The organism is Sporosarcina limicola, from assembly GCF_014873855.1.
In the GTDB taxonomy this organism is placed as follows: domain Bacteria; phylum Bacillota; class Bacilli; order Bacillales_A; family Planococcaceae; genus Sporosarcina; species Sporosarcina limicola.
The window spans coordinates 1-25,123 of record NZ_JADBEL010000018.1 but is presented as its reverse complement, the minus strand read 5'-3'; the positions used below and the strand labels follow the sequence as shown (position 1 = coordinate 25,123).

Annotated in this window: 25 protein-coding genes and 1 rRNA gene; 18 read left to right on the top strand and 8 right to left on the bottom strand. The window is 42.4% G+C overall.

Features of this window, described 5'->3' with window-relative positions; all coding sequences use genetic code 11:
* Positions 1-197: 197 nt before the first annotated feature.
* A complete protein-coding gene (locus tag H4683_RS14580) occupies positions 198-1,733 on the bottom strand; it encodes a fumarate hydratase (protein ID WP_225942113.1) in 1,536 nt (511 codons plus the stop codon).
* Positions 1,734-1,755: 22 nt separating this feature from the next.
* Positions 1,756-1,938: an SE1561 family protein gene (locus tag H4683_RS14575; protein ID WP_192599612.1), complete on the bottom strand. Its 183-nt coding sequence runs from the start codon at positions 1,936-1,938 to the stop codon at positions 1,756-1,758.
* A 434-nt stretch (positions 1,939-2,372) separates the two neighbouring features.
* On the opposite strand from H4683_RS14575, the gene H4683_RS14570 reads away from it, so the two are divergent.
* A complete protein-coding gene (locus H4683_RS14570; RefSeq protein WP_192599605.1) occupies positions 2,373-3,551 on the top strand; it encodes an MFS transporter in 1,179 nt (392 codons plus the stop codon).
* 31 nt (positions 3,552-3,582) lie between these two features.
* Here the strand turns inward: H4683_RS14570 and H4683_RS14565 are convergent, their stop codons facing one another.
* The gene (locus tag H4683_RS14565) at positions 3,583-4,386 is read right to left on the bottom strand and encodes a polysaccharide deacetylase family protein (RefSeq protein ID WP_192599604.1); all 804 of its coding nucleotides are present in this window, start codon (positions 4,384-4,386) and stop codon (positions 3,583-3,585) included.
* Between the two features lie 58 nt (positions 4,387-4,444).
* Entirely contained in the window at positions 4,445-5,344 is a 900-nt protein-coding gene (locus tag H4683_RS14560) for a TIGR01777 family oxidoreductase (protein WP_192599558.1), read from the bottom strand.
* Positions 5,345-5,415: 71 nt separating this feature from the next.
* Between H4683_RS14560 and recX the strand changes: the two genes are divergently transcribed.
* Both recX and H4683_RS14550 read left to right on the top strand, forming a co-directional pair.
* Positions 5,416-6,264: a recombination regulator RecX gene (gene recX / locus H4683_RS14555; RefSeq protein WP_225942112.1), complete on the top strand. Its 849-nt coding sequence runs from the start codon at positions 5,416-5,418 to the stop codon at positions 6,262-6,264.
* The gene (locus H4683_RS14550; protein WP_192599556.1) at positions 6,254-6,586 is read left to right on the top strand and encodes a YfhH family protein; all 333 of its coding nucleotides are present in this window, start codon (positions 6,254-6,256) and stop codon (positions 6,584-6,586) included. The genes recX and H4683_RS14550 overlap by 11 nt, the downstream gene beginning before the upstream one ends.
* A gap of 79 nt (positions 6,587-6,665) precedes the next feature.
* On the opposite strand, the gene H4683_RS14545 is transcribed toward H4683_RS14550, so the two are convergent.
* Positions 6,666-7,649 (bottom strand): metal-dependent hydrolase, encoded by a 984-nt coding sequence (locus H4683_RS14545; protein WP_192599555.1) that lies wholly within the window; start codon positions 7,647-7,649, stop codon positions 6,666-6,668.
* A 260-nt stretch (positions 7,650-7,909) separates the two neighbouring features.
* Here H4683_RS14545 and mutY point away from each other — a divergent pair, with 260 nt between their 5' ends.
* From mutY to H4683_RS14495, 10 genes are all read left to right on the top strand, one after another.
* On the top strand, positions 7,910-8,986 hold the full coding sequence (mutY, locus tag H4683_RS14540) for an A/G-specific adenine glycosylase (protein WP_192599554.1): 1,077 nt from the start codon (positions 7,910-7,912) through the stop codon (positions 8,984-8,986).
* Entirely contained in the window at positions 8,973-9,719 is a 747-nt protein-coding gene (gene fabL / locus H4683_RS14535) for an enoyl-[acyl-carrier-protein] reductase FabL (RefSeq protein WP_192599553.1), read from the top strand. The genes mutY and fabL overlap by 14 nt, the downstream gene beginning before the upstream one ends.
* A gap of 63 nt (positions 9,720-9,782) precedes the next feature.
* Positions 9,783-9,989, top strand: coding sequence for a gamma-type small acid-soluble spore protein (locus H4683_RS14530; RefSeq protein WP_192599552.1), 207 nt, complete (start codon positions 9,783-9,785; stop codon positions 9,987-9,989).
* Between the two features lie 191 nt (positions 9,990-10,180).
* Positions 10,181-10,726 (top strand): nucleoside tri-diphosphate phosphatase, encoded by a 546-nt coding sequence (gene ntdP / locus H4683_RS14525; protein WP_192599551.1) that lies wholly within the window; start codon positions 10,181-10,183, stop codon positions 10,724-10,726.
* A gap of 53 nt (positions 10,727-10,779) precedes the next feature.
* Complete coding sequence (locus H4683_RS14520; RefSeq protein ID WP_192599550.1) at positions 10,780-12,531, top strand: ABC transporter ATP-binding protein; 1,752 nt, start codon at positions 10,780-10,782, stop codon at positions 12,529-12,531.
* A 154-nt stretch (positions 12,532-12,685) separates the two neighbouring features.
* Positions 12,686-13,708, top strand: coding sequence for an ABC transporter ATP-binding protein (locus tag H4683_RS14515; protein ID WP_192599549.1), 1,023 nt, complete (start codon positions 12,686-12,688; stop codon positions 13,706-13,708).
* Complete coding sequence (locus tag H4683_RS14510; RefSeq protein ID WP_192599548.1) at positions 13,680-14,693, top strand: ABC transporter ATP-binding protein; 1,014 nt, start codon at positions 13,680-13,682, stop codon at positions 14,691-14,693. The genes H4683_RS14515 and H4683_RS14510 overlap by 29 nt, the downstream gene beginning before the upstream one ends.
* Entirely contained in the window at positions 14,690-16,315 is a 1,626-nt protein-coding gene (locus H4683_RS14505) for an ABC transporter substrate-binding protein (RefSeq protein ID WP_192599547.1), read from the top strand. The genes H4683_RS14510 and H4683_RS14505 overlap by 4 nt, the downstream gene beginning before the upstream one ends.
* 99 nt (positions 16,316-16,414) lie before the next feature.
* The gene (locus H4683_RS14500; protein WP_192599546.1) at positions 16,415-17,419 is read left to right on the top strand and encodes an ABC transporter permease; all 1,005 of its coding nucleotides are present in this window, start codon (positions 16,415-16,417) and stop codon (positions 17,417-17,419) included.
* 17 nt (positions 17,420-17,436) lie between these two features.
* Complete coding sequence (locus H4683_RS14495; protein ID WP_192599545.1) at positions 17,437-18,333, top strand: ABC transporter permease; 897 nt, start codon at positions 17,437-17,439, stop codon at positions 18,331-18,333.
* A gap of 59 nt (positions 18,334-18,392) precedes the next feature.
* Here H4683_RS14495 and H4683_RS14490 read toward each other — a convergent pair whose 3' ends face one another.
* Positions 18,393-19,475 (bottom strand): FUSC family protein, encoded by a 1,083-nt coding sequence (locus H4683_RS14490; protein ID WP_192599544.1) that lies wholly within the window; start codon positions 19,473-19,475, stop codon positions 18,393-18,395.
* A 58-nt stretch (positions 19,476-19,533) separates the two neighbouring features.
* Entirely contained in the window at positions 19,534-20,838 is a 1,305-nt protein-coding gene (locus H4683_RS14485) for a glutamate-1-semialdehyde 2,1-aminomutase (protein WP_225942111.1), read from the bottom strand.
* Between the two features lie 129 nt (positions 20,839-20,967).
* On the opposite strand from H4683_RS14485, the gene bcp reads away from it, so the two are divergent.
* The 3 genes from bcp (at position 20,968) to perR (ending at position 22,995) form a co-directional block, all read left to right on the top strand.
* Positions 20,968-21,444, top strand: coding sequence for a thioredoxin-dependent thiol peroxidase (gene bcp, locus H4683_RS14480; protein WP_192599543.1), 477 nt, complete (start codon positions 20,968-20,970; stop codon positions 21,442-21,444).
* Positions 21,445-21,467: 23 nt separating this feature from the next.
* A complete protein-coding gene (locus H4683_RS14475) occupies positions 21,468-22,412 on the top strand; it encodes a D-2-hydroxyacid dehydrogenase (protein ID WP_192599542.1) in 945 nt (314 codons plus the stop codon).
* A gap of 139 nt (positions 22,413-22,551) precedes the next feature.
* Positions 22,552-22,995, top strand: a complete 444-nt coding sequence (gene perR / locus H4683_RS14470) for a peroxide-responsive transcriptional repressor PerR (RefSeq protein ID WP_192599541.1) — start codon at positions 22,552-22,554, stop codon at positions 22,993-22,995.
* Positions 22,996-23,042: 47 nt separating this feature from the next.
* Here perR and H4683_RS14465 read toward each other — a convergent pair whose 3' ends face one another.
* Positions 23,043-23,405: a YgzB family protein gene (locus tag H4683_RS14465; RefSeq protein ID WP_192599540.1), complete on the bottom strand. Its 363-nt coding sequence runs from the start codon at positions 23,403-23,405 to the stop codon at positions 23,043-23,045.
* Positions 23,406-23,532: 127 nt separating this feature from the next.
* Between H4683_RS14465 and H4683_RS14460 the strand changes: the two genes are divergently transcribed.
* Entirely contained in the window at positions 23,533-24,396 is an 864-nt protein-coding gene (locus H4683_RS14460) for a nucleotidyltransferase-like protein (RefSeq protein WP_192599539.1), read from the top strand.
* Positions 24,397-24,941: 545 nt separating this feature from the next.
* Positions 24,942-25,123 (top strand): 16S ribosomal RNA (locus H4683_RS14455); the annotation flags it as partial.

Below are 25,123 nucleotides of genomic sequence, written 5' to 3'. Positions count from 1 at the left end.
CGGTCCCTATGCATAGGGACCGACCACCGATTCAAAAACAAGAGTAATTATGAAATTATAATTATTATCATTAGTAATAGTATAGCATGGTGCTAGAGTGATGGTTACAAATATGCTTGATGTGGACTGATTTATTTTATTTCCACATAAAAATCGCCCCGAAACAGATGTTACACCGTTTCGGGGCGATTTGAAGCCTAGTTAAATACTTTCTCTTTAAATTGAGAGAGTTTTTCAAGTGAGGATTTATCGATATCGGCATGCAAGCTATTGCCATGTGAATCCATTGTAACGACAGCTGTGAAGTCTTGAACCCGTAAATGCCACATGGCTTCGGGAATTCCGAATTGGAGAAGGTCGACGCCTTCAACCGCTTTGATGCAGTCGGCATAATATTGTGCTGCTCCACCAATTGCGTTTAAGTAGACACCGCCATGTTCTTCGAGTGCAGCAAGTGTTTTTGGGCCCATACCGCCTTTTCCGACGACAGCACGAATGCCGAAACGCTTCATAATATCGCCTTGGTACGGTTCTTCACGAATTGATGTCGTTGGGCCAGCTGCTTTAATTTCATAGCTGCCGTCTTCGTTTTTCATTACGACAGGACCGCAATGGTAAATGATTTGTCCGTCGAGATCCACAGGTGCATCATTTTCAGAGAGATACTTATGGATTGCATCTCGGCCTGTGTACATTCTACCGGTAATTTTAACGACATCGCCGACTTTTAAATCGCGGATTTGTTGTTCTGAAATCGGTGCAGTAAGTTCGACTGTACGAGAAGTTTGTTCTACTTCTTGTTGTCCGTCTTGATCGAAAGCGATTTTTTCACCGTCTGCATAATGCCAGTTTGTGATTTCTCCTGATGTAGCATCTATATCGACAGCCATTCGGCGATAAGCCCAGCAATTATAGGCAACTGAGACGTAGAAGCTTGCCGGAATACGGTTCATGACTCCGACTTTACAGCCGAGGAGCGATACTTCACCGCCAAAGCCCATTGTGCCAATGCCAAGTTTGTTCGCTGTTTCCATAATATACGTTTCAAGTTCCGCAAGTCTTTCGTCGGGATTGACATCGTATACTTCACGGAATAGTTGATTTTTCGCAAGTTCGTAACCTGAAGCGCGGTCACCACCAATTCCTACGCCGATGAATCCTGCTGAACAGCCTTGGCCTTGTGCTTGATAAACGGAATGCAAAACACATTTACGGATACCATCAAGGTCACGTCCAGCGCGTCCGAGTCCTTCAAGTTCAGCGGGGAGGCTGTACTGGATATTTTTATTCTCACAGCCGCCACCTTTAAGAATCAACTTCACTTCAATGTAGTTCTGCTCCCATTGCTCAAATTTAATAACAGGGACGCCTTCGCCAAGATTGTCGCCACTATTGTCGCCTGTAAGCGAGTCGACAGAGTTCGGGCGGAGTTTAGTGTCCTTTGTAGCCTGGACAATCGCGCGTTTGATAGCGGCCTTAATTTCAAGCTGGTTCACTCCAACGGGGGTTTTGATTTTAAATGTCGGCATTCCTGTATCCTGGCAAATTGGGGACATTTTTTCATCCGCCATATTAATGTTTTTTGCGATTGTATCGAGACTCATTGCTGAACGTGTTCCTGCATCCTCTTGATCTTTCGCAGCTTGAATTGCTCGGCGAACGTCTTTTGGAAGATTGGTTGATGTTTCACAAATGAGGTCATACATACTTTTTTCGATTTTCTCTATGTACATTTCCAAATTTCCTCCTACAGTTCTATTGTTTTTTGTCCGATTTAATCTTTTCTACTTGTTCTTCAAGTTCGTCTACCATGCTAATAAGCCGATCAATTTCTTGTAGATCAGCTGTTTCTGGCTCAATCGTGTCAAGTGTTTCAAGGAATTGATGGAGCCGTGATTTCAATCCTTCGACGTGGCCATTCATTTGTGGTTTATCCAATCCGTACACCTCTTTTCAATGCTTTCATCGTATACGAAAAATCGTTATTTTTCAATGAATCAAAGTAGTACCTCATATTGCTTGAATATTCCCCTTAACAAAATCTTTACAATAGAAAATCTCTGTGATATGATACATGTAATCAAACGAAAGGGAGGGCGTTGTAGTCAGTTGACGAATCGAATCCTACTATGAGGGAGGGGATACGTAAACGTCCGAAGGTTTGAAGCTTAAGGACAGCTACGAATTATGCAAATGGAATTAGAAAACGATGGCTCAATTCATACGTAAAGGCCCAGCCGAAATCTGACAAACAGATGGGGACTGGGTCTTTTCGATTTGTATAAACGGTCAAAAACCTTGAATTCTACAATTATGCTGCTCCTTTATGATAAACTAATTCAATCGCCAGTAATGTAGGGAGCGTTTGAATGATGGCTAGTTTTTCGCAAGTAGAAAGAAAACGATTTTGGATACTCGTCATTATCGTATCGATTTCAGGATTTTCACAAGGAATGTTATTGCCGCTTATTTCAGCCATCTTCGAACGTGATGGAGTGTCGAGTGCGTTGAATGGTCTGAATGCCACAGGTTTATATATAGGAACACTACTCGTCGCTCCCTTCATGGAAGCCCCGTTAAGGCGTTTTGGCTATAAGCCAATCATTATCGGAGGCGGGATGCTCGTCTTCTTGTCGTTGTTATTGTTTCCATTTTGGAAGAGTGCGGTGTTTTGGTATTTTTTACGGCTTATGATTGGAATTGGGGATCACGCCCTGCACTTTTCGACGCAGACTTGGATAACAAGTTTTTCTCCACAACACCGACTCGGCCGTAATATTGCTATTTACGGGATGTCATTTGGTGTAGGGTTTGCTGCAGGTCCGTTATTTGTCCCACTTGTCGATACATTTGAAGGATTGCCGTTTATCGTCTCTGGTCTGCTTTGCATGCTGGCATGGTCACTTGTCTTTAGGGTGAAAAATGAATTCCCGGATGTCATCAAAGGGAAAGTGGCGGAAGGAAACGTTTTTAGACGGTTCAAGGCGACCATTGCAGTGGCATGGCTCGCATTACTCGGCCCTTTCGGATATGGGTTTCTGGAGTCATCATTGCATGCAATGTATCCGGTATATGCTCTAAGGAACGGATTCGAACTTCATTCTGTATCATTTATGTTGGTTTCATTTTCTGCCGGAGGGATCGTTTCGCAATTACCGTTAGGGATGTTGTCAGATAAAATCGGCAGACGTAAAGTTTTTCTTTTTGCGCTCGGCGGGGGAAGCGTATCGTTTTTCGTAGCCAGTACCATGGAAACATCCGTCATTACAATTGTATCGATGTTTTTCATCGCGGGACTGTTTTTAGGCTCGATTTTTTCACTGGGCATTTCTTATATGTCCGATCTGACACCGAAAGAATTTTTGCCAACGGGAAATTTGTTATGTGGTATTTTCTTCAGTGTCGGAAGTTTAACGGGGCCGTTTCTCGGGGGTCTCTTTCTAGAGTTTAATGCCGGTTACAGTTTCTTATTGCTGATTGCGTTCTTTTTAGCGGGATTATTTATGTTGTCTTGCTTTGGGAGAACAAAACGGTTGGAAAAGGCTTTATGAGAAAAAGCGTCCAGCAACGGACGCTTTTTTGTTATCTCAATATCGAGTGGATGTTTTCGTATTCTAATACAAGGTCGTCAAGTGTTTGAAAGGAGTAGCCCTTCTTTTTAGCGTCCTGGATAAAGGACGGGAGTGCTTCCGCATTATCGGGTGATACTGTGTGCATCAAAATAAGAGCACCTGGATGCAGTTGATTCATGAGCTCGCCGTAAGCGAAATCCCGCCCTTTAGGTTTATCCCTATGCCAATCGATGAAAGCGACTGACCAAAAAATATGTCGATAGCCCATTTCATTTGCTTTGCTAAGGAGTCTTTCATTGAAAGTACCTTCTGGAGGTCTGAAATAGACAGTCCGTTTCAAGCCCGTCAATTTAAGAAGGATTTCATCGAGTTTCCGCCATTCATTTTCCATCTCTTTTTCCGATAAATTCGTCATGTTAGGATGATTATAGGAGTGGTTACCGATCCCGTGACCTTCCGCAATCATCCTTTTGACAAGTGGTGTCGCGCTTTTGACGTAATGCCCTGTAACAAAGAAAGTCGCTGGTACATCTTCCTTCTTCAACGTATTGAGAATGCTTTCTGTATAGCCGTTCTCATAGCCATTATCGAACGTCAAATACACAATCTTTTCGTCTGGCTTTCCTTTGTAGAGAGCACCATGTTTATCGAGTAATGAATCGAGGGCGGCACCAGCACTCGGAGGTACTTCATCCACTGCTTTTTTGAATCCCCAATGAAATGCTTCTGCTTTGGCAGAAAAGGGGTTGAATACAAGTCCAGCAATCAGTATAAAGGCCGCCATCAATAGGCCGGACAAATGCTTGTTCATCATTAAAAAACGCACCTTTCCTTTATAGGTAGGATGCGTTGTTAGCATTAATGTATACATCTTAATTTAACAAGTTCTCAAGAGCCGCTTCAATTGTAGGAAATTCGAATTCAAAACCGTTATCAAGAAGCACTTCGGGTAAGACATGCTGTCCTTCGAGAACGAGCGCACTTTTTTGACCAAGAGCGATTTTCATGATGAATGCAGGAGCTGGGAACCAATGTGGGCGGTGTAAAACGGAGCCGATTGCTTGCCCAAAGTATTTCATCCGCATTGGAAATGGCGCTGTGACATTGATAGGGCTGCTTAGCCGATTGTTTTCGACAGCAAAAGCGATAGCACGAGCGACATCTGTTACATGAATCCAAGACAACCACTGCCTACCGGATCCCACCGTGCCGCCTGCAAAAAGCTTATACGGTAGAACCATTAATGGTAATGCGCCGCCCTCATTCCCAAGCACCACACCAAATCTCATGAACACGGTCCGAATACCTTCCGTTTCCACAGTCGCTGCCTTATGTTCCCAATCCACAACTGTCCTGGCGAGAAAACCTTCGGCAACCTCCAAGGACTTTTCTGTATAGATGGCCGTTTCGGATGCAGGATAAATACCGATTGCACTTGCATTGACAAGTACGGAGGGTTTCTTTTGTAAAGCGGAAATAATCCGTAAAAGTTCATCTGTGGCATCCATTCTACTGTCGTAAATATGCTTTTGATGTTCTGCGGTCCAGCGCCCTTCATTGATGGAAACGCCCGCAAGGTTAATGAATGCATCGGCGGAGATGATTTCTTGTTCCGGGGAAGCACCTTCTTGTAGCCATTTCACATAGTGGATATTGCCTTCGGATTTTTTGTCTTTCCTTGATAGAATGACAACCTCATGCCCTTCATCCAATAAAATTTCCGTTAGTCTCTGGCCAACGAACCCAGAGCCACCCGCAATGACAAATTTCATTTCTTGACACCTCCAATTTAAAATCTATACTTTGCTTTGAAACGCATTAAGCTGAAGTGAAACGATAGAACATGTATACTGATAGAAAGTGGGGTGAAAATAAAACCGTGCCTAGTATTACGAAGATATCACAACAGAAAAATGATGGCGAACGATATAACATTTTCTTGGATGAAAAGTATGCATTTAGTGTCCATGAATCGGTTCTTGTGAAATTTGGACTTTCAAAAGGGATGTCTCTCGAGGATTGGTCAATTGACGAAATGGTCTATGAAGATGAAATTCGCAAAGCATTCAACCGTGCGCTCCATTATCTTGGTTTCCGAATGCGGAGCGAGTTCGAAGTGAAGAAAAAGCTGATGGATTTAGAATATGGCGAAGCAGTCGTGCTGGAAGCGATTGTGAAGTTGAAAAGACTGGATTTCTTGAATGACGAAACCTTCTCAGAAGCACTTCTTCAAACGCAGAAAAGGTCTTCGAGTAAAGGACCAAAGGCTATTCAACAGGAATTAAGAAAAAAAGGGATTGGGAAGGAGTTGCAAGATAAAGTGCTTGAATCATACACAGAAGAAGAACAACTTCAAATTGCGACAAAACTCGCAGAAAAGGCAGCAAATGCAAATCGTTCGGTTGCTCCATCACAATTAAAACAAAAAATACAGAACGCATTACTCCGTAAAGGGTATTCATTTGATATTATTAAGCAAGCGCTCGCGAACATCGATTTCGAACGTGAAGCAGATGAATGGACGAGCATTACTGAATCTGTTGGTGAAAAGGCATGGCGTAGGTATAGCTCGAAATTCAGCGGTAGAAGCCTGAACAATCGGGTGAAACAAGCGATGTATCAAAAAGGAATTCCATTTGATAAAATCGATAGTTTTATTGAAAAGAAGGAGAATGAAGAGGATGGAGATTGAAAAAAAATATAGTGAAATGACCGAGCATGAGCTGTACTCTGAAATTGGGAGACTCCGGGAAAAGGCGCGCAAAGCCGAACAGCTTGGCATCTTGAATGAATTTGCCGTCTACCAAAGAAAAATGGTGATGGCTCAATCGTACTTAGTGGACCCAAGTACAATTGAACCTGGTGAAATTTATAGAATCGACGGCGATGAAGGCATGTTTTTTCAGGTCGACTATTTAAAAGGCCATTTTGCATGGGGCTATAGATTAGGTGGTGAACGAGCGGATGAGGCATTGCCAATAGCGATGTTGAAATCTGTGAAGGCAGGGAAATGACCGCAATTGTCGTGCTGAAAGGGTATGAAGAAAAGGCAATGGAGATAATATCCACAGCCTTTTCTTCCAATCGATTTTCCTATGAATTCGGGACGAAATTGAGTTTTTTATTTAACTTATCCTCGGAGAAAATCCAACCAGTATAGGAATTAACGACGTTCAGCTCATTATCGACATGTGCGACTGCGACAAATGGATAATATCCCTTGCTGCGGTATCTGAGATCGATGAGACGTACTTCACACAGGTCACCAACAGTTGTGACAGACCATCTATAAATGGGGGAAAATGATGTGAAGGCTTCCATGTTCTTATCACCCATTGCGACGTCAATTTGTGGTGACTTTGGCATTGGCTTCCGATCAAACCGGTCGTAGATATTAACAGATCTACCATAAGCACGTCCAACGTAATGGTACGTTTCCGAAGAAGCTGCTATCCTCCAATGAAAAAAGCGCATTGTTGGCGCGATGAAAATTTCCATTGCATCGGGCACTGTATTGAAAACAGCTTTTTTCACTGCTGACTTCACCGCAAAGCGTAATAGATAATAGAAGAACAAGATGACGTACATTGTCGATAGCGTATAGACTGAGTTTGCACCCATCGCCCAAATAGTCAAAGCGATGATATGTGAAATAAAAATTATTGGATCGAACGTATTGATGACTCCAATAGCGACCCATTTGTTTGAGAAAGGCCGTAACGCTTGCGTACCGTATGCGTTGAAAATGTCGACAAATACATGCAGAAAAACGGCAAGAAAAGTCCAAACCCATAAATGGATAAAATCAGCGCTAGGCACAAAGAATAATAACAACACAGAAATAATAAGCGGCCATAATAATACGGCTGGAATCGAATGCGTAATGCCGCGATGATGCCGTATATAGACAGCGTTGCTTCGTAGTTTCAAAACGGTATCGACGTCTGGGATAAGTGATCCAACGATGACGCCTGCAATAACTGCACTCATCGTGGCTGTCTCGGCCGCAACGACGGGGTCCACCATTGCAAGGCCGCCCAGTGCCACTCCCATAACAATATGTGTTCCAGTATCCAAATTATCACTCCTTTAGCCGTGTGAAAACTCATGTGGCTTTGGATGAACTGTGTTAACTTCATTCAGCAGGAGTTCAACCCCTGCCGAATGAAGTTAAAGCCTCCGGCGGATGCCGTGGATTTTGAAAGGAGTCAATTGAGCAAGCTCAATTCAAAATCTAGGCGCAAATACGCCAAGGCGTATTTGATTCTTCTTTATTAAGTATACAATTATATACCCTTTTTCGGTTAACGATAAGCATGGGGAATAAGGAGGAAAACATGCACATTATAAAACAAAAGCGTGAATTTCGCGAATCCCTCCTATCTTGGTACAGTCGTGAAAAGAGAGATCTCCCGTGGCGACGAACTTCTAATCCATACTATATATGGGTTTCTGAAGTGATGCTGCAACAGACACGGGTCGATACGGTCATCCCTTATTATGAACGCTTTATCGACAAGTTTCCGACGATGGAAATACTTGCAGATGCGGATGAAAATGATTTATTGAAAATGTGGGAAGGGCTTGGGTATTATTCCCGTGTGAGAAATTTACAGGCGGGTGTCAGGGAAGTTGTATCTACATATGGCGGTGAAGTGCCAACAAATCGCAAGGATATTTCAACGTTGAAAGGTGTTGGGCCCTATACTGCCGGTGCCGTGCTTAGTATTGCGCACGGTATTCCAGAGCACGCTGTCGATGGAAATGTAATGCGTGTAATTTCCAGGCTCCTCGTCATTGAAGACGATATAGCTCTTCCGCGTACGAAAAAGATTTTTGAAGAAGTGGTTATGGATTTAATCGATAGAGAAGATCCTTCCTCTTTCAATCAAGGCCTGATGGAACTTGGGGCGACAATTTGCACACCGAAGCCGAAATGTCTCCTCTGTCCAGTTCGTGATTTTTGTATTGCTTTCCATGAAAGAAAACAAGAGGAATTACCGGTTAAGACGAAAAAGACGAAAATGAAGGTCATTCCTGTAGCTTCGTTTGCAATCCGAAATGACCAACAACAATGGCTTCTTAGAAAACGACCTGCAACAGGACTTCTGGCGAATTTATGGGAGTTCCCTATGGTTGAACGGATGGTTGGCAGAACGCCACAACAGATGGTGCATGAACAATTCGGTTTCGAGTTGGAAAATCTAGTTGAACTACTGTCTTTCAAACATATCTTTTCCCATTTAACGTGGGACATGCAAAGTTTCGAGGCACAATTGCAAGAAGTGGGAACAATTCCGGAAGATTTTCGTTTTTTTACAGAAAAAGAAGTGGAAGGTTTACCGAAACCAGTACCGGTTTTAAAAATCTGGGAGGAAATTAAGCAAGGGGGAAAGTATGATGACTGTAAATAAAGTGGCAATGGTAACAGGGAGTTCAAGGGGTTTAGGAAAAGCGCTCGCGATTGAACTTGCAAAACAAGGGTATGACATTGTAGTGAATTACGCGCGAAGTAGATCAGCGGCAGAAGAAACTGTAAAAGAAATCGAGGCATACGGAAGAAAAGCAATAATGATTCGTGCAAATGTGGGTGATGTAGAAAAGCTTCGTGCAATGTTTGAAAAGGTGAAAGAAGAATTCGGACGATTGGATGTGTTTGTATCAAATGCAGCGTCCGGCGTCTTGCGTCCGATTATGGAATTGGAAGAGTCTCATTGGGACTGGACGATGAATATTAACGCCAAAGCGATGCTTTTCGGAGCGCAGGAGGCGGCCAAATTAATGGACAAAGGCGGCAAAATCATCGGCGTCAGCTCATTAGGTTCTATTCGATATCTCGAAAATTATACGACAGTCGGCGTGTCGAAGTCGGCAATCGAATCGCTTACACGTTATCTGGCCGTAGAACTTGCGCCAAGAGGAATTGCAGTGAATACGGTTTCCGGCGGAGCACTCGATACGGATGCTTTAAAACATTTTCCGAATCGGGATGAATTGCTTGAAGATGCACGTGTGAATACGCCTGCTGGTCGCATGGTTGAAATTGAAGATATGGTGAAAACGGCCATGTTCCTCATTTCAGATGATTCAAATATGATTCGGGGACAGACAATAATCGTTGATGGTGGCCGATCAATTGTAATGTGAAAAAATTCCAATGGATAAAAAACGAATCTGTGCACATGTTAATGAGCACGGAGGTGAAAATCCATGACCAACAACAAAAACCAGAACCAGAACCAATTCAAAAACCCGAACCAAAACCCGAACCAAAACCAAAACCCGAACACAATGCGTGAAGAATTTGGGTCTGAAACTGATGTGAATCAGGTAAAGGAACAAAACAAGCAAGCTGAAGCGAAGAAAAACAATGCTTCTGGACCGCGCGCGAATCGTTTCGAAAACGGTTCAAAATAAGTGGATGGACATCACCGGCCGGCAGGAGCTTAACGCTTCTGCCGGTTTTTAGTTTATGCAAACTGATGAATGAGGATCTGCCATTTGAACAAATCAGTCGAATGATTTCAAATTATGACGTTCAGTTGGTATAATGAGGATTTATATGATGGCTTTAAAATTTTCCGGCTACTTAAAAGGTGGGTTTATTCATGGCAATTGCTACAGAAGGAGAAACGATACAAGTACATAGTTATAAGCATAATGGACGTATCCATCGGGTTTGGCAGGAAACGGTTGTGTTAAAAGGAACCCGAAATATTGTCATTGGTGCGAACGAACGGACGATTGTGACAGAAGCGGACGGACGCACATGGTTAACACGTGAACCTTCTATTTGCTATTTCCATGCTGAATATTGGTTTAATATTATCTGCATGTTAAGAGAAGATGGTGTTTATTATTACATCAATATGAGCTCGCCATTCGTCTACGACAACAAATCTTTGAAATATATCGATTATGATCTTGATGTAAAAGTGTTCCCGGATATGAGCTATATGATTCTTGATGAGGATGAATATGCGGACCATAAGAAACAAATGGGTTATCCCGATGTTATCGATCAGATTTTGCAGAAAAACCTGGACACGCTTCTTAGCTGGATTAAGCAGAGAAGAGGACCTTTCGCTACAGACTTTATCAATGTTTGGACTTCCAGGTATGAATTCTACAAACAGGTCAAGAGGAGTAAGTGAAAAGCCTGCCCGCGACTTAACGCGACAGGCTTTTTCAAATGAGGAGGAACAACATGGGTGACAGCATTAAACGCTATTTGAAATTTGTTAAACCATACAATTGGCAAATCATATTTACAATTTTGATTGGTATTGTGAAATTTGCGATTCCTCTATTCATACCACTACTCATGAAGATTGTCATCGATGAAATTATTGGATCCAAGATACTTTCAACGGAAGAAATGACGCAGCAATTATTCTATTGGTTAGGGGGCACAGTTCTTGTTTTCTTCATCATCCGTCCTCCAGTTGAATATTACCGACAATATTATGCGCAATATGTGAGCAATAAGATTTTATATGATATCCGGCAGGAATTGTACTCACACTTGCAAAAACTAAGTCTTAGCTATTATTCGAATACACGTGCGGGGGAAGTCATTTCCCGTGTTATCAATGATGTAGAACAAACGAAAAACTTCGTTATGATTGGTCTCATGAACGTCTGGCTCGATCTTGCGACAATCATTATTGCCATCATTATCATGTTGACGATGGACGTTCCGTTGACGCTTGTCACGCTTCTTGCATTTCCTTTCTATGCATACAGTGTGAAACATTTCTTCGGGAAGTTGCGTGAATTGACACGTAAACGATCTCAGTCGCTAGCGGATGTACAAAGCTATTTGCATGAACGCGTTGCTGGGGTGAGTGTCATCAAAAGCTTTGCACTTGAAGAATTGGAGCAAAAACGATTCGATAAGGTCAATGGCAACTTTCTTGATAAGGCGCTTGATCATACGAAATGGAATGCGAAAGCGTTTGCGGTTGTGAATACAATCACCGATGTCGCACCACTCCTTGTGTTGGCATATGCGGGATATCAGGTGATCAATAACTCTTTGTCTGTTGGTACGATGGTTGCATTCGTCGCATATATCGATCGGTTGTATGGACCTTTACGTCGGCTTGTCAATTCATCCACGTCACTGACGCAGTCTTTTGCATCCATGGACCGCGTATTTGAACTGATGGAGCAGAAATACGATATCACGGACAAAGATGATGCGGTTGAACTCCCTCCAATTTCAGGGAAGATTGAGTTTGAAAAAGTATCTTTTGCTTATGAGAAAGATGGAGAGACGGTTTTGAATGAAATCGATTTCGTTGTGAATCCAGGGGAAACCGTTGCGTTCGTTGGGATGAGTGGCGGCGGGAAATCGACGATTATCAGCTTGATTCCCCGTTTCTATGATGTGACGGACGGTGCGGTTAGAATCGATGATCATGATTTACGCGACGTCAAAGTCAAATCATTGCGCAACCAGATTGGAATCGTATTGCAAGATAGCATCCTGTTCAGTGACTCCGTAAAAAGCAATATCCTAATGGGAAAACCCGATGCAACAGATGAGGAAGTGATTGAAGCTGCAAAAGCTGCGAATGCACATGACTTCATTGAATCGCTTCCTGAGGGGTACGAAACGAAAGTTGGGGAACGTGGAGTAAAACTATCAGGAGGACAGAAACAACGGGTTGCAATTGCTCGTGTCTTTTTGAAAAACCCGCCACTTCTCGTGTTGGATGAAGCGACCTCCGCACTTGACCTTGAAAGTGAAGCGTTAATTCAAGAGTCGCTTGAAAGACTTGCGAACGATCGAACAACACTGATTGTTGCGCACCGATTGTCAACAATCACACATGCAGATAAGATTTTTGTAATTGATTCTGGTGAATTAAAAGAAATGGGAACACATGAAGAATTGATGAAGATGCAAGGAATTTATTACGGTTTATTCCAGGTGCAGATACTTGGAAAGTGAATAATGATCAAATAGACACGCTCTTAGAAGGGATTGACTTCTATAGTGTGTCTATTTGATTAAAAAGAAATATTTGAAAATAGTATTGCGTTCATCTGGAAGAATCGTATAATAGGGAATATCAGTAGTATTCAAAAAGAAAAAGGGTGATCTGATGGGTGAAAGGAAGACCGTTCTCCAAGTGAAAGATTTACAGACGACCTTTTTCACGGATTCGGGAGAAATACCAGCAGTGGATCACATTGATTTCCATGTGAAAGAAGGAGAAATCCTTGGTATCGTCGGTGAATCTGGCTGTGGGAAAAGTGTTACATCTCTGTCGATTATGGGGCTTGTACCGAAACCTCCTGGGAAAATCGTTGGCGGTGAAATACTATTCGAAGACAAAGATTTACTTAAAATGACAGAGCGTCAAATGCGACGTATTCGTGGAAATGACATTGCAATGATTTTTCAGGAGCCGATGACGTCATTGAATCCATTATTTACAATCGGTAATCAGATGACAGAAGCAATACTGATTCATGAAAAAGGTTGGTCTAAAAAGAAAGCAGTAAATCGGGCGGTTGAATTATTAGAACTTGTGGGTTTACCTCGCGCAGCTGAAATGATGAGGGATTATCCTCACCAATTATCTGGGGGAATGCGGCAACGTGTCATGATTGCGATGGCGCTTGTGTGTGATCCGAAAGTTTTAATTGCAGATGAACCTACGACCGCCCTTGATGTGACGATTCAAGCGCAGATTTTGAAGCTGATGAGAGATTTGAATACCCGTTTGGATACAGCAGTCCTCCTTATTACACATGACCTTGGTGTTGTCGCTGAAACATGCGAGCGTGTCATTGTCATGTATGCAGGGCAAATCATCGAAGAGGCACCGGTTAAGAAAATTTTCGAGGATCCTCAACACCCTTATACGAAAGGGCTTATCCAATCTATTCCGGATATGCGTTACAAGAAGGAACGACTGTATTCGATTCCTGGGAATGTTCCGAAGCCTGGTTCCATTAAACAAGGATGCAGGTTCGCGGCAAGATGTGAATTTGCGTTTGATCGTTGTCAAAAGGAAAATCCTGCTCTTTACGAAACTTCGGATGTGCATGATACCCGATGCTTCTTATATGACAAGGAAGGGGTAGAAATGAATGACAACAAAACCCTTGTTAAAAGTTGAAAATCTGAAAAAGTATTTCCCGGTAAAAAAAGGGCTACTCGGCAAAACGGTTGGGTATGTGAAAGCTGTTGACGATGTTTCTTTCTATGTGAATGAAGGGGAGACACTCGGCATCGTGGGGGAATCAGGTTGTGGTAAATCGACAACGGGAAGAATGCTGATGCGGCTTCTCGAACCTACTGAAGGAAAAGTAGAGTTTGACGGCAAAGACCTTACGTCCTTAACTTCCGAAGAAATGAGAAAAACGAGACGGGATATCCAAATGGTATTCCAAGATCCTTATGCATCCCTTAATCCGCGTCATACGATTGAAAAAATATTGGAAGAGCCGCTCGTGGTGCACGGTATAGACAATTCGAAAGAGCGGAAAAAGAAAGTACGTGAATTCCTTGAAATTGTAGGTCTTAGTGCATATCATGCCAAGCGGTATCCACATCAGTTCAGCGGAGGGCAGCGTCAACGTATTGGAATCGCGAGAGCACTTATGACGAATCCCAAACTGATTATTGCTGATGAACCTGTGTCGGCTCTCGACGTATCAATTCAATCGCAAGTTTTGAATCTAATGCAGGATTTACAAAAAGATTTTAATCTTACATATATTTTTATCGCCCATGATTTAGGGGTCGTACGTCATATAAGCGACCGTGTCGGCGTAATGTATCTCGGTAAGATGGTTGAAATTGCAGAAAGCGAACAGCTGTATGCACAGCCGCTTCATCCTTATACGAAGGCGTTATTATCTGCCGTACCTGTACCCGACCCTAATCATCAAAAGGAGCAGATCCTTCTTGAAGGAGACATCCCGAATCCGGCAAATCCGCCATCAGGTTGTACATTCCATACACGTTGTCCAGCTAAAATGGATATTTGTATGAAAGCGATTCCAAAACTTTTCGAACAGTATTCAGGTCATTCTGTCGCTTGTCATCTTTATAGTGAACTAAGCGGCAATGATATAAAACAGATGGAGGGGTCTTTATGAAGAAAAGTAAATTATGGTCACTTGCCCTGATGCTCGTACTCGTTCTTTCAACGGCACTAGCAGCATGTGGGCAAGCCGATAGCAAGAAACAAGGTAGCAAAGGGGAAGAAGGTGGTGGAAAGACCGATGTCAATAAAACATTGGTTTTTGGGCGCGGTGGAGATTCCACTTCACTCGATCCATCCAGAACGACAGAAGGAGAAACTTACAAAGTTACAATCAATCTTTATGAAACACTTCTGAATTTTGGAGAGAAGGACACAACGATTCAACCTGGTCTCGCGCAGAAAGCGGAGCCAAGTGCCGATGGATTAACGTATACGTTCACATTGCAAGAGGGCGTTAAATTCCATGATGGTACAGATTTCAATGCAGATGCGGTCGTTAAAAACTTTGAGCGCTGGGCAAGTGGAGATGCAGAAAAAAACCCTTACTATAGCTCAATGTTCGGTGGGTTTAATGATGATGAAGATCATGTTATCGAATCAGTGAAGGCCGATGGGGACAACACGGTTATCTTTAAATTGAAACGTCCACAAGCACCATTCCTTAAAAATATCGCAATGCCGATGTTTGCAATTGCTAGCCCGACAGCTTTTGAAAAAGGTGAAGATCAATTCGAAAGGAATCCGGTTGGAACAGGTCCATTCAAGTTTGTTGAGTGGAAACCAAATGATTCAATTACAATCGAAAAATATGATGATTATTGGCAAGAGGGCCTACCAAAACTTGATAAAGTCATTTTCCGTTCAATCCCTGATAACTCGACGCGTTTGAATGCATTGATTAAAGGAGACATTGAACTAGCGGATGGTATTAATCCATCTGATGGTGTTGCAATTGAAGGGAATGACGAGTTACAGCTTATTGAACGTCCATCTATGAACGTCGGTTACTTGGGTCTTACTGTGACGCGTCCTCCTTTCGATAAAAAAGAAGTGCGTCAAGCAATGAATTATGCGATTGATAAAAAATCGATTATTGAATCGTTCTTCGAAGGTCGTGCAAATAGCGCTAAAAACCCAATGCCACCATCTATTTCAGGCTATAACGATGCTATCGAAGAATATGAATACAATCCTGAAAAAGCGAAAGAACTGCTTGCTTCGGTTGGACTTGCTGACGGCTTTGAAATGGAACTATGGGCAATGCCAGTTCCACGTCCATACATGCCAGACGGTAGAAAAGTTGCCGAAGTCATTCAGAAAAACCTTGCTGACGTAGGTATTACAGCGAAAATCGTATCACATGAATGGGCAACATACTTGGATCTTGCAAGTAAAGGGGACGCAGATGCGTTCATGCTCGGTTGGACTGGAGATAACGGAGATGCTGATAACTTCTTATATGTCCTTCTCGATCAAGACAATATCGGAAGTAACAACTATACGTTCTATAAAAACCAAGAATCTCATGATCTTTTAATTGCAGCACAATCTGAGATTGATGAAGAGAAGCGCAACGAACTTTACAAAAAAGCACAGGAAATCATCCATGATGATGCACCGTGGGTACCAATTGCTCACTCGACGCCACTTCTTGGGGCATCTAAAAATCTTACTGGTTTTGTACCACATCCAACTGGTTCTGATTTGCTGTCAAAGGTAGAATTTAAGGAATAAAGAACAAAAAAGGGAGAGGTCTGTTGGATTTCTCCCTTTTTCCTTTCATATGATAGCTACATAATAAATAGATAGTAGAGTTGGAGAGGTGAAAAAATAATGCTCAGCTATATCGGAAAAAGGTTATTGCAGCTCATTCCTGTCTTGCTTGGAATGACGTTCATCGTATTTATGATTATTCGTGCGATTCCAGGTAATCCTGCACAGGTCATTCTAGGTCAACAAGCAACCAAAGAGGCGGTAGCGGCACTGACCACAAAGCTTGGTCTTGATAATCCCTGGTATATCCAATACTTTAACTATCTTGGTGATATCTTTAAAGGTGATCTTGGAGAATCGATGAGGACTAGGGCACCTGTGGTAGATGAAATATGGTCTTATTTAGCGGCGACATTTGAGCTCGCATTGTTCGCTATCATTATCGCAATTGTTATCGGCATTAACGCAGGTATTATTTCGGCCTGGTTCCAAAACTCGTGGTTTGATTATACGGCGATGATTTTAGCGCTCGTTGGAGTTTCAATGCCGATTTTTTGGCTCGGTCTTATGGGACAATGGGTTTTTTCGTTGGAACTTCAATGGCTACCGACGACAGGGCGGGAAGAAGTAAGGGATCCGGTCGAGGCTATAACCAATCTTTATGTGCTGGACACAATCATACAGGGACGTTTCGACCAACTAGGGGTAGTGTTAAAACATCTAGTTTTACCCGGCTTGGCATTGGCAACGATTCCGATGGCAATTATTGCCCGGATGACGCGGTCGAGCATGCTCGAAGTGATGCGTTCAGATTATATTCGTACTGCACGGGCTAAAGGTCAGAAAATGTTTTGGGTTGTGTATAAGCATGCGCTGAAAAATGCGATTATTCCTGTATTGACCATTATCGGTCTGCAAATGGGTATGCTACTTGGCGGTGCAATTTTAACGGAAACAATCTTTGCTTGGCCAGGTATTGGTCGTTATATTTACGAGGCGATCGGTTATAGGGATTATCCGGTTATCCAATCAAGCATTCTTATTGTGGCATTAATCTTTGTCCTGATTAATCTGCTTGTTGATTTAATGTATAGCCTTATTGATCCAAGGATTAAGTATGATTAAGGAAGGGGGAAGCACTTATGACTGAACTTGCACCCAAAATCGATGGAATTACTAAAGAGAAAGTAATTAAAACCTCCGGACCTTGGCGCGAGGCTTGGAATGGATTTAGAAAGAGTAAAGTGGCGGTTGTTGGCGCGGGCATTGTATTATTCTTTATATTACTTGCTATCTTCGGACCGCTCATTGCGAAAGAAGGAATTAACGACCAAGTATTGGGCGATCGGCTACTTCCCCCTTCCGCTGAATTTTGGCTAGGAACAGATGATCTTGGTAGGGATATTCTCTCCCGAATTATCCATGGTGCACGTATATCCCTTTGGGTAGGGTTCTTTTCAGTAATCGGATCGGTTGTTGTCGGAAGCGCACTTGGAATTATCGCAGGCTATTATGGACGTTGGGTTGATACGATTATCTCAAGGGTTTTCGATATCATGCTCGCGTTTCCATCTATTTTGCTAGCCATTGCGATTATTTCCGTACTCGGACCGAATTTGCAAAATGCGCTCATTGCCATTGCGATTATTAACGTCCCGAACTTCGGACGTCTTATCCGATCGAAAGTGTTAAGTATTAAAGAAGATGAATATATCACTGCCGCAAAAGGAATTGGCATGAAGGATGCTCGAATTCTAATTTCCCATATCCTGCCGAATTCGATGGCACCTGTTATTGTTCAAGGGACACTTGCAATTGCAACAGCTATTCTTGAAGCAGCTGCGCTCGGGTTCCTCGGATTAGGTGCACAAGCGCCGATGCCAGAGTGGGGGAAAATGCTAGCGGATTCTAAAAACTATCTCCAATCTGCACCATGGACTATGATTTTTCCGGGAATGGCGATTATGCTTACCGTTCTCGGTTTCAACTTAATGGGTGATGGTTTACGCGATGCGCTAGATCCTCGAATGAAAAATTAGAACTAATTATAAAACAGCCCCAGAAGTCGTGTATTCATCGACTTCTGGGGCTGTTTTGGTTAATAAATTTCTTCTTCTAGCTTGATGTTCACTTCGTAATCATGGTTCCTTTGAAATAAGACGATAAGCTTATCAAGGTGTTCGAGTTGTTCTTCGTAATTCAAAATGGCTGATAGGATATGCAGGAGGTGATAAGCGGAAAATTCCTCTTCCTCTTTGGTTAGTGAGATTTCTTTTGCAAAAATCTCCATGACCTCATGACGTTGTATATAGTCAACGTTAGAATTGGTGCTTACATGATCTGACTTGAGCTTTCCGACAAACTTTAAATGCAACTGTTCATGATAAGTAAGGAGTGTATCCAAACGTTCTTGAATCATCATCCGGAAATGTTCTGGCAAATGGATAAGTTCATTTTCGAATTGATGAAGTCTTTTCAAAACGTCGTAGCTACTTCTTGAAGTTGTGATCATCTGTCTATAGACGACAAGCTTCCTATTTTTTGCCCTCGAACTCTTTTTGAAATAGCTTCGTTCCTCTTTGAAAAGTGAATACAATTGATCGACCTGTGTAAGTCGTTCTTTCAATTTACTTAGCGATTTTTTAGTCGCAATATGTTCCGAGACTTGTCTGCCGGCAAGGCGGGTCCAACGAATAATCTCATCTTGCGTCTGGTGGGTGGATTGAAACAGTTTCGTTTCATATTTTGGTGGCATGAACAGCAAATTGACAGTGAAAGCCGCAAGTACCCCTATAACAATCGTCAAAAAACGGAGCAAAGCAAATGAAAGGAACTCTTCGCCTTTGATTTCCATGATGGCAATCATCATGACAAGTGCCAATGAAATCGATTTTTCAAGTCCTAATTTGAGCATGATTATAATGATGATGACGGCGGCGAGACCGACGATGACTAGCTGATGTCCGAATAGGAGAACGAACGAAATCGCAATAATCGCACCAATCACATTCCCCTGAATTTGTTCAATAATCGTCAAATAAGATCTGTAAATCGAAGGTTGAATGGCAAAAATGGCTGCGATTCCAGCAAATACTGGATGCGGTAATTGTAAGACCTCTGCCAAGAACAAAGCAAAGACAATTGCAACACCCGTTTTAAAGATGCGGGCACCTAGTTTCATGAAGTTTTTCCTTTCTTCGATTGCTATTTTTCGCTTCTATCTTAACTTACGAACATGGTCAATCGTTCAAGATAGTGGCAAGTTCTTTGAAAGATTTATTGACGGCAACAAGTGTTTCTTCAATATCGTTTTCAGTATGTGCAGTCGTTAAGAACCAAGCTTCATACTTTGATGGGGCGAGGTTGACTCCGTTTTTTAGCATTAATTTGAAAAACTTTGCGAATGCTTCACCATCGGTCGCTTCGGCTTGCTCATAATTTTCCACTTTTACATCCGTGAAATATAATGTAAGAGCCCCTTTAAGACGATTCGTTGTTAATGTAATTTCATGCTCTTTTGCAGATTTCAAAATACCCTCTTCAAGAATGGCTCCGAGACGGTCCATTTCTTCGTAGACACCTGGTTTTTGAAGCACTTCAAGACAAGCGATTCCCGCAAGCATCGAGGCTGGATTTCCTGCCATCGTACCGGCTTGGTAAGCGGGACCTAACGGAGCGACTTGCTCCATAACCTCTTTTTTACCGCCGTATGCGCCAATTGGTAATCCGCCCCCGATGATTTTACCGAGAGCAGTAAGGTCTGGTGTTAGACCTAGCATATCTTGTGCACCGCCAAAATGGAACCGGAACGCAGTGATAACCTCATCATAAACGATTAAAGCCCCTTTTTCAGCGGCGAGCTCATGGACAAGTGGTAGAAATCCTTCTTTCGGTTCAACAATTCCAAAGTTTCCTACAATCGGTTCAACAAGGACACAGGCGATTTGATTTCCCCATTTATTCATTGCTTCTATATAAGCGTCTGGATTGTTGAATGGAATTGTAATCACTTCTTCAGCGGTCGACTTAGGTACACCGGCTGAATCAGGCGTACCGAGTGTAGCGGGGCCAGATCCTGCTGCGACAAGTACAAGATCTGAATGACCATGATAACAACCGGCGAACTTCATGATTTTCGTTCGACCAGTGAATGCGCGGGAAACACGGATAGTTGTCATAACTGCTTCTGTTCCAGAGTTGACGAAACGAACCTTATCCATGCCAGGCATCGCTTTCTTCAACATTTTTGCAAATTTCACTTCATGACGTGTTGGCGTTCCGTATAGGACCCCTGTTTGCGCCGCTTTAATAATTGCTTCAGTTATATGTGGATGGGCATGGCCCGTAATGATTGGTCCGTATGCTGCAAGGTAATCGATGTATTTATTGCCATCGACATCCCAAAAATATGCACCTTCCGCACGTTCCATCACAGTAGGTGCTCCGCCTCCGACTGCACGGTATCCGCGGGAGGGGCTATTCACTCCGCCCACGATATGTTCGCATGCTTCACTATAGATTTGTTCTGAATTCGTTCTGTTCATCTTTATTCCTCCGTTCAGTTAACTACGCTCTCTATTGTAAACAAAATAACATCGATACGCCAAAGAAATTGAAAGTAGTGGGGTAGTTCGTTAAGATTGAAGAAAGAAATTATATTGGAGGAATGGAAAATGACGACACTCGAAGGAATGCAGGCACCCGAATTTTCATTGTCGAATGAAAACGGGGAAACGATTTCACTGAAGGATTTTGCTGGGGAGAAATATGTGATCCTTTATTTTTATCCGAAAGACTCAACACCGGGTTGCACGACACAAGCTTGTGATTTCCGTGATGCATATGAAGATTTCGGTAAATTAAATGCTGTTGTACTTGGGGTGAGTCCTGATAATGAGACAACGCATGAGAAGTTTATTGGAAAACACGGGTTGCCTTTCTCTCTTCTTGTTGATGAAGATCATGTTGTCGCCGAGAGTTACGGCGTCTGGAAGTTAAAGAAAATGTTCGGTAAGGAGTATATGGGTATTGAGCGTTCTACTTTTTTAATTGATCCAACAGGGGCGGTTGTGAAAGAATGGCGAAAAGTGAAAGTGCAAGGTCATATCGAAGAAGCCCTTTCGACGTTGGAACAGTTGACGAATTCATAATAGATGAAGGGGGAGTGGGAAAAATGGAAGTTGTGTTCACATTCGACGTAAAGGATTATCAGAAAAGGGACCTTCAAACGAAGTTCCCCCAAGTGATGTTTCATTTCAATAAAAAGCCGCAAGACGCGGAGGTTGAAACAGCTACAGTTATTGTGACGTACGGCGGTGATATTGATGCCGCACTACTTGAGCGGACAGCGGTGCTAGAGTGGCTAATGATTGCGTCGGCAGGAGTCGAAAAGATGCCACTTGCTGAAATAGCGGAGCGGGGAATCCGTATGACCAACGTACGTGGTATTCATAAAGTACCGATGGCTGAGTCGGTTCTTGCGCATATACTTGCGCTTCGCCGGTCATTGCCTCTAATTTATGAACGACAACAAGTGAAAGAATGGAATCGGAAAGTAGGGTCAACTGAATTAAGAGGTTCTACTGCGCTTATTCTCGGACCTGGTGCGATAGGGTCTGAAATTGGTAGGTTACTCCAGGCATTCGGTGTCCGAACGATTGGCTGCAATCGTTCAGGTAAAAAATGTGAGTCGATGGATGAGGTCATTATTTTTGATGATTTACTGGATAGGCTGGGCGAGGCTGATTATGTTATATCTGTATTGCCAAGCACGCCGGAGACGAAAGAAATGCTTTTAGAGGAGCATTTTAAGGCGATGAAGGAAACCGTCGTATTTATGAACTTCGGCAGGGGGGATCTTGTAAAAGAATCAGTTCTATTAAATGCGCTGAAAAATGATGAAATCGGGCATGCGGTGCTTGATGTGTTTGAAACAGAACCCCTACCTCAGGAAAACGAATTCTGGACACTTCCGAATTGTACTGTATCACCACATGTGTCAAGTCTCTCGGGGAAGTATGTAGAGAGGGCCCTTGTCATTTTTGAAAGTAATTTAGAGAGATGGTTACAAGGTGTTAAGGCTCTGGAGAATATAGTTGATGGAGGAAAAGGCTATTAAATAGCTATTCACATGAATGGTTTGTAAAGTAGCTGTTTCAATGAAAGGACAGCACTTCACTTGACATATACACTCCTTTTTCAGTAAACTAATTATAATGATTATAAAGAAAGATATTTTGGATTGGGGTGCATTAGCGATGTCTGAGCTGAAATTGAAAGACGCGCTGGACGCATTAAAAACAAGTGGTGTCCGAATTACGCCGCAACGGCATGCGATTTTGAAATACCTTATCTCTACCGAATCACATCCGACAGCAGATGTAATATATAAATCTCTTGAAAGTGATTTTCCTAACATGAGTGTTGCAACAGTATACAATAACCTTCGTGTATTCCGGAATTCCGGTCTCATTAAGGAGCTTACGTATGGAGACGCCTCAAGTCGTTTTGATTTCGTGACACATGATCATTATCATATCATCTGTGATGAATGTGGAACGATTGTTGATTTTCATCATCCTGGTCTTGAAGAAGTTGAACATCTTGCTTCGCATGTGACCGGCTTCAAAGTGAATTCGCATCGTTTGGAAGTATACGGTACTTGTCCCTCATGTGCTTCACGCGCTGTAACGGGTAATTAAAAAAGCGTCCAATCCATCTTCAAACAGAAGAGGATTGGACGCTTTTGTTAATTACTATCTTTTTTCTTTTCGGGGCGGTTGTATGACACATCAAATTCTTTTCCTTCCAATGAAGCGTCCATAGTGAGTGGTTCACGACAGTGTCCGCACATATCGACGCGACCAAGCATTTTTGTGTGTTTTCCACAATTTGGACATTGAACCGGTATGGCTCGTGTCGATAATGTACCAATCCACGCATAAACAATTGTACTCCCGATAATGGCTAGGACACCAAGAACCATAAATATGAGCATGACGATTTCATTACTTTTGAAGAAAATCCCCATATACATAATGACAACGCCAATAAATATTAACGAAAGAGCGAATGAACGTATTCGGTTAATCTTATTTTTATATGGTTTCAACTTGTATACCTCCTTGATTAGTCCTCAATTACTATAGCATATATTTCGTTTCTTACGTTATTTAACATTCTTGAATGAAGGATTTTTCAACCTCGTCGTCGAAAGGTAAACGACAGGAGGTGTAGTGGTGGAACAGGTGTTAAGACCAATTTATCAAGAACGTGCAAGTTTCCCGGAGACGTTAGGCGTCATCCTTGTAGAAAAAAGAGGGGAGGGAGATCCGGTAACAGATACCTTCGATGCAATCCTCCTTATCATTACTACTAATGAAGAGATCCCTATAGTAACGAAACATTATACGGATGGTAATGGGAAAGCCGCGATGCATATAATCAGTGAGAAACAATTGAAGAAGTGGCTACTCCTAGGTTCGAAACGAAAAGTTGTAGATTGGTTATTTTATGGAAAGGTTTATTTTGATCGCAATGAGTTCGTTGAACAATTGCGAGCGGAATTGCAGGAGTATCCATTTTTCGGACGTAAGATGAAGATGGGGCTCGAACTTTCCAGGCTTGTTAGAGGTTATATGGAAGGTAAAACTTATTTTGAGCAGGAAAACTATATGGATGCCTACCATCATGTAGTTAAATCGCTTCATCATTTAGCGAGATTAGCGGTTATTGAAAGCGGATTGTTTCCGGAAGTTACGGTATGGTCACAGGTGAAAAAAATTGATCCTGCAATTTATAAGCTTTATGAAGAACTTATTCTGAGTGACGAGCCACTGGAGAAACGTTTAGAACTTCTGTTTCTAGCAAGTGAGTTTTTAATTCATAACTGTACGGCTGACGGAGCTCGTCATATGATGGATGTAATGGCGACCAAGGAAATATGGACAATCCAGGAACTCCATGAGCATGAGGAAATTCGGATGTACTCAATCGATTTAGAAGTGTTCATTGAATTTCTTGTTGATAAAGGATGCATTGAAGTAGTTCAAAGCGATTCGAAAAACGAATTTATCTTCCATAGAGATTATAAGGTAACCTGACTTAGAAGCGGGCTAATAGGGCGATTTGAATTTGTCCTATTAATCTTGTTGACAAACTTATAGAGTGCATGCTATTATAGTGAATGTCGCTTGAGAGATTAGGCGAGAGACAAGTTGAAAACGATTTGAAAAAGAAGTTTTAAAAAAAGCTTGACTCTTCAACTATACGGTGATAATATAGAGAAGTCGCTTTTAGAGGACGGACGAAAAAAGACAAGGAGTGCATTATTGATTCCTTTCAAATGAACCTTGAAAACTGAACAGCAAAACGTCAACGAAATACAGTTTGGGAAATCGGTTCTGCCGGTGGAACAAACACAATCGAATCTTCGGATTCAAAATTGACATTAACGAAAGATTGAAATACATCTTTCTTACTTAATGCCAGCAAGAAACTCGAGCAATTCAAGTTTCTCTTTCGTTGGGTTTCGAGACGTAGTGCAGTGCTAGGAGATGAGCGAGAGAAGGAAGGAGCGTACTCAGGTACGTGACTGACTGATTGAGCGAAATCGACAACGCAATGTGCTGCGTATCGGAAGCCAGCTATTATGGAGAGTTTGATCCTGGCTCAGGACGAACGCTGGCGGCGTGCCTAATACATGCAAGTCGAGCGGAACATAAGGAGCTTGCTCCTTATGTTTAGCGGCGGACGGGTGAGTAACACGTGGGCAACCTGCCCTACAGATGGGGATAACTCCGGGAAACCGGGGCTAATACCGAATAATCA

Excerpts from the sequence above, each read along its gene's own strand:
- H4683_RS14580 (WP_225942113.1), bottom strand. The coding sequence starts at position 1,733 with ATGTACATAGAGAAAATCGAAAAAAGTATGTATGACCTCATTTGTGAA.
- H4683_RS14570 (WP_192599605.1), top strand. The coding sequence starts at position 2,373 with ATGGCTAGTTTTTCGCAAGTAGAAAGAAAACGATTTTGGATACTCGTC.
- H4683_RS14565 (WP_192599604.1), bottom strand. The coding sequence starts at position 4,386 with ATGATGAACAAGCATTTGTCCGGCCTATTGATGGCGGCCTTTATACTG.
- H4683_RS14560 (WP_192599558.1), bottom strand. The coding sequence starts at position 5,344 with ATGAAATTTGTCATTGCGGGTGGCTCTGGGTTCGTTGGCCAGAGACTA.
- recX (WP_225942112.1), top strand. The coding sequence starts at position 5,416 with ATGTATACTGATAGAAAGTGGGGTGAAAATAAAACCGTGCCTAGTATT.
- H4683_RS14550 (WP_192599556.1), top strand. The coding sequence starts at position 6,254 with ATGGAGATTGAAAAAAAATATAGTGAAATGACCGAGCATGAGCTGTAC.
- mutY (WP_192599554.1), top strand. The coding sequence starts at position 7,910 with ATGCACATTATAAAACAAAAGCGTGAATTTCGCGAATCCCTCCTATCT.
- fabL (WP_192599553.1), top strand. The coding sequence starts at position 8,973 with ATGACTGTAAATAAAGTGGCAATGGTAACAGGGAGTTCAAGGGGTTTA.
- H4683_RS14530 (WP_192599552.1), top strand. The coding sequence starts at position 9,783 with ATGACCAACAACAAAAACCAGAACCAGAACCAATTCAAAAACCCGAAC.
- ntdP (WP_192599551.1), top strand. The coding sequence starts at position 10,181 with ATGGCAATTGCTACAGAAGGAGAAACGATACAAGTACATAGTTATAAG.
- H4683_RS14520 (WP_192599550.1), top strand. The coding sequence starts at position 10,780 with ATGGGTGACAGCATTAAACGCTATTTGAAATTTGTTAAACCATACAAT.
- H4683_RS14515 (WP_192599549.1), top strand. The coding sequence starts at position 12,686 with ATGGGTGAAAGGAAGACCGTTCTCCAAGTGAAAGATTTACAGACGACC.
- H4683_RS14510 (WP_192599548.1), top strand. The coding sequence starts at position 13,680 with ATGACAACAAAACCCTTGTTAAAAGTTGAAAATCTGAAAAAGTATTTC.
- H4683_RS14505 (WP_192599547.1), top strand. The coding sequence starts at position 14,690 with ATGAAGAAAAGTAAATTATGGTCACTTGCCCTGATGCTCGTACTCGTT.
- H4683_RS14500 (WP_192599546.1), top strand. The coding sequence starts at position 16,415 with ATGCTCAGCTATATCGGAAAAAGGTTATTGCAGCTCATTCCTGTCTTG.
- H4683_RS14495 (WP_192599545.1), top strand. The coding sequence starts at position 17,437 with ATGACTGAACTTGCACCCAAAATCGATGGAATTACTAAAGAGAAAGTA.
- H4683_RS14490 (WP_192599544.1), bottom strand. The coding sequence starts at position 19,475 with ATGAAACTAGGTGCCCGCATCTTTAAAACGGGTGTTGCAATTGTCTTT.
- H4683_RS14485 (WP_225942111.1), bottom strand. The coding sequence starts at position 20,838 with ATGAACAGAACGAATTCAGAACAAATCTATAGTGAAGCATGCGAACAT.
- bcp (WP_192599543.1), top strand. The coding sequence starts at position 20,968 with ATGACGACACTCGAAGGAATGCAGGCACCCGAATTTTCATTGTCGAAT.
- H4683_RS14475 (WP_192599542.1), top strand. The coding sequence starts at position 21,468 with ATGGAAGTTGTGTTCACATTCGACGTAAAGGATTATCAGAAAAGGGAC.
- perR (WP_192599541.1), top strand. The coding sequence starts at position 22,552 with ATGTCTGAGCTGAAATTGAAAGACGCGCTGGACGCATTAAAAACAAGT.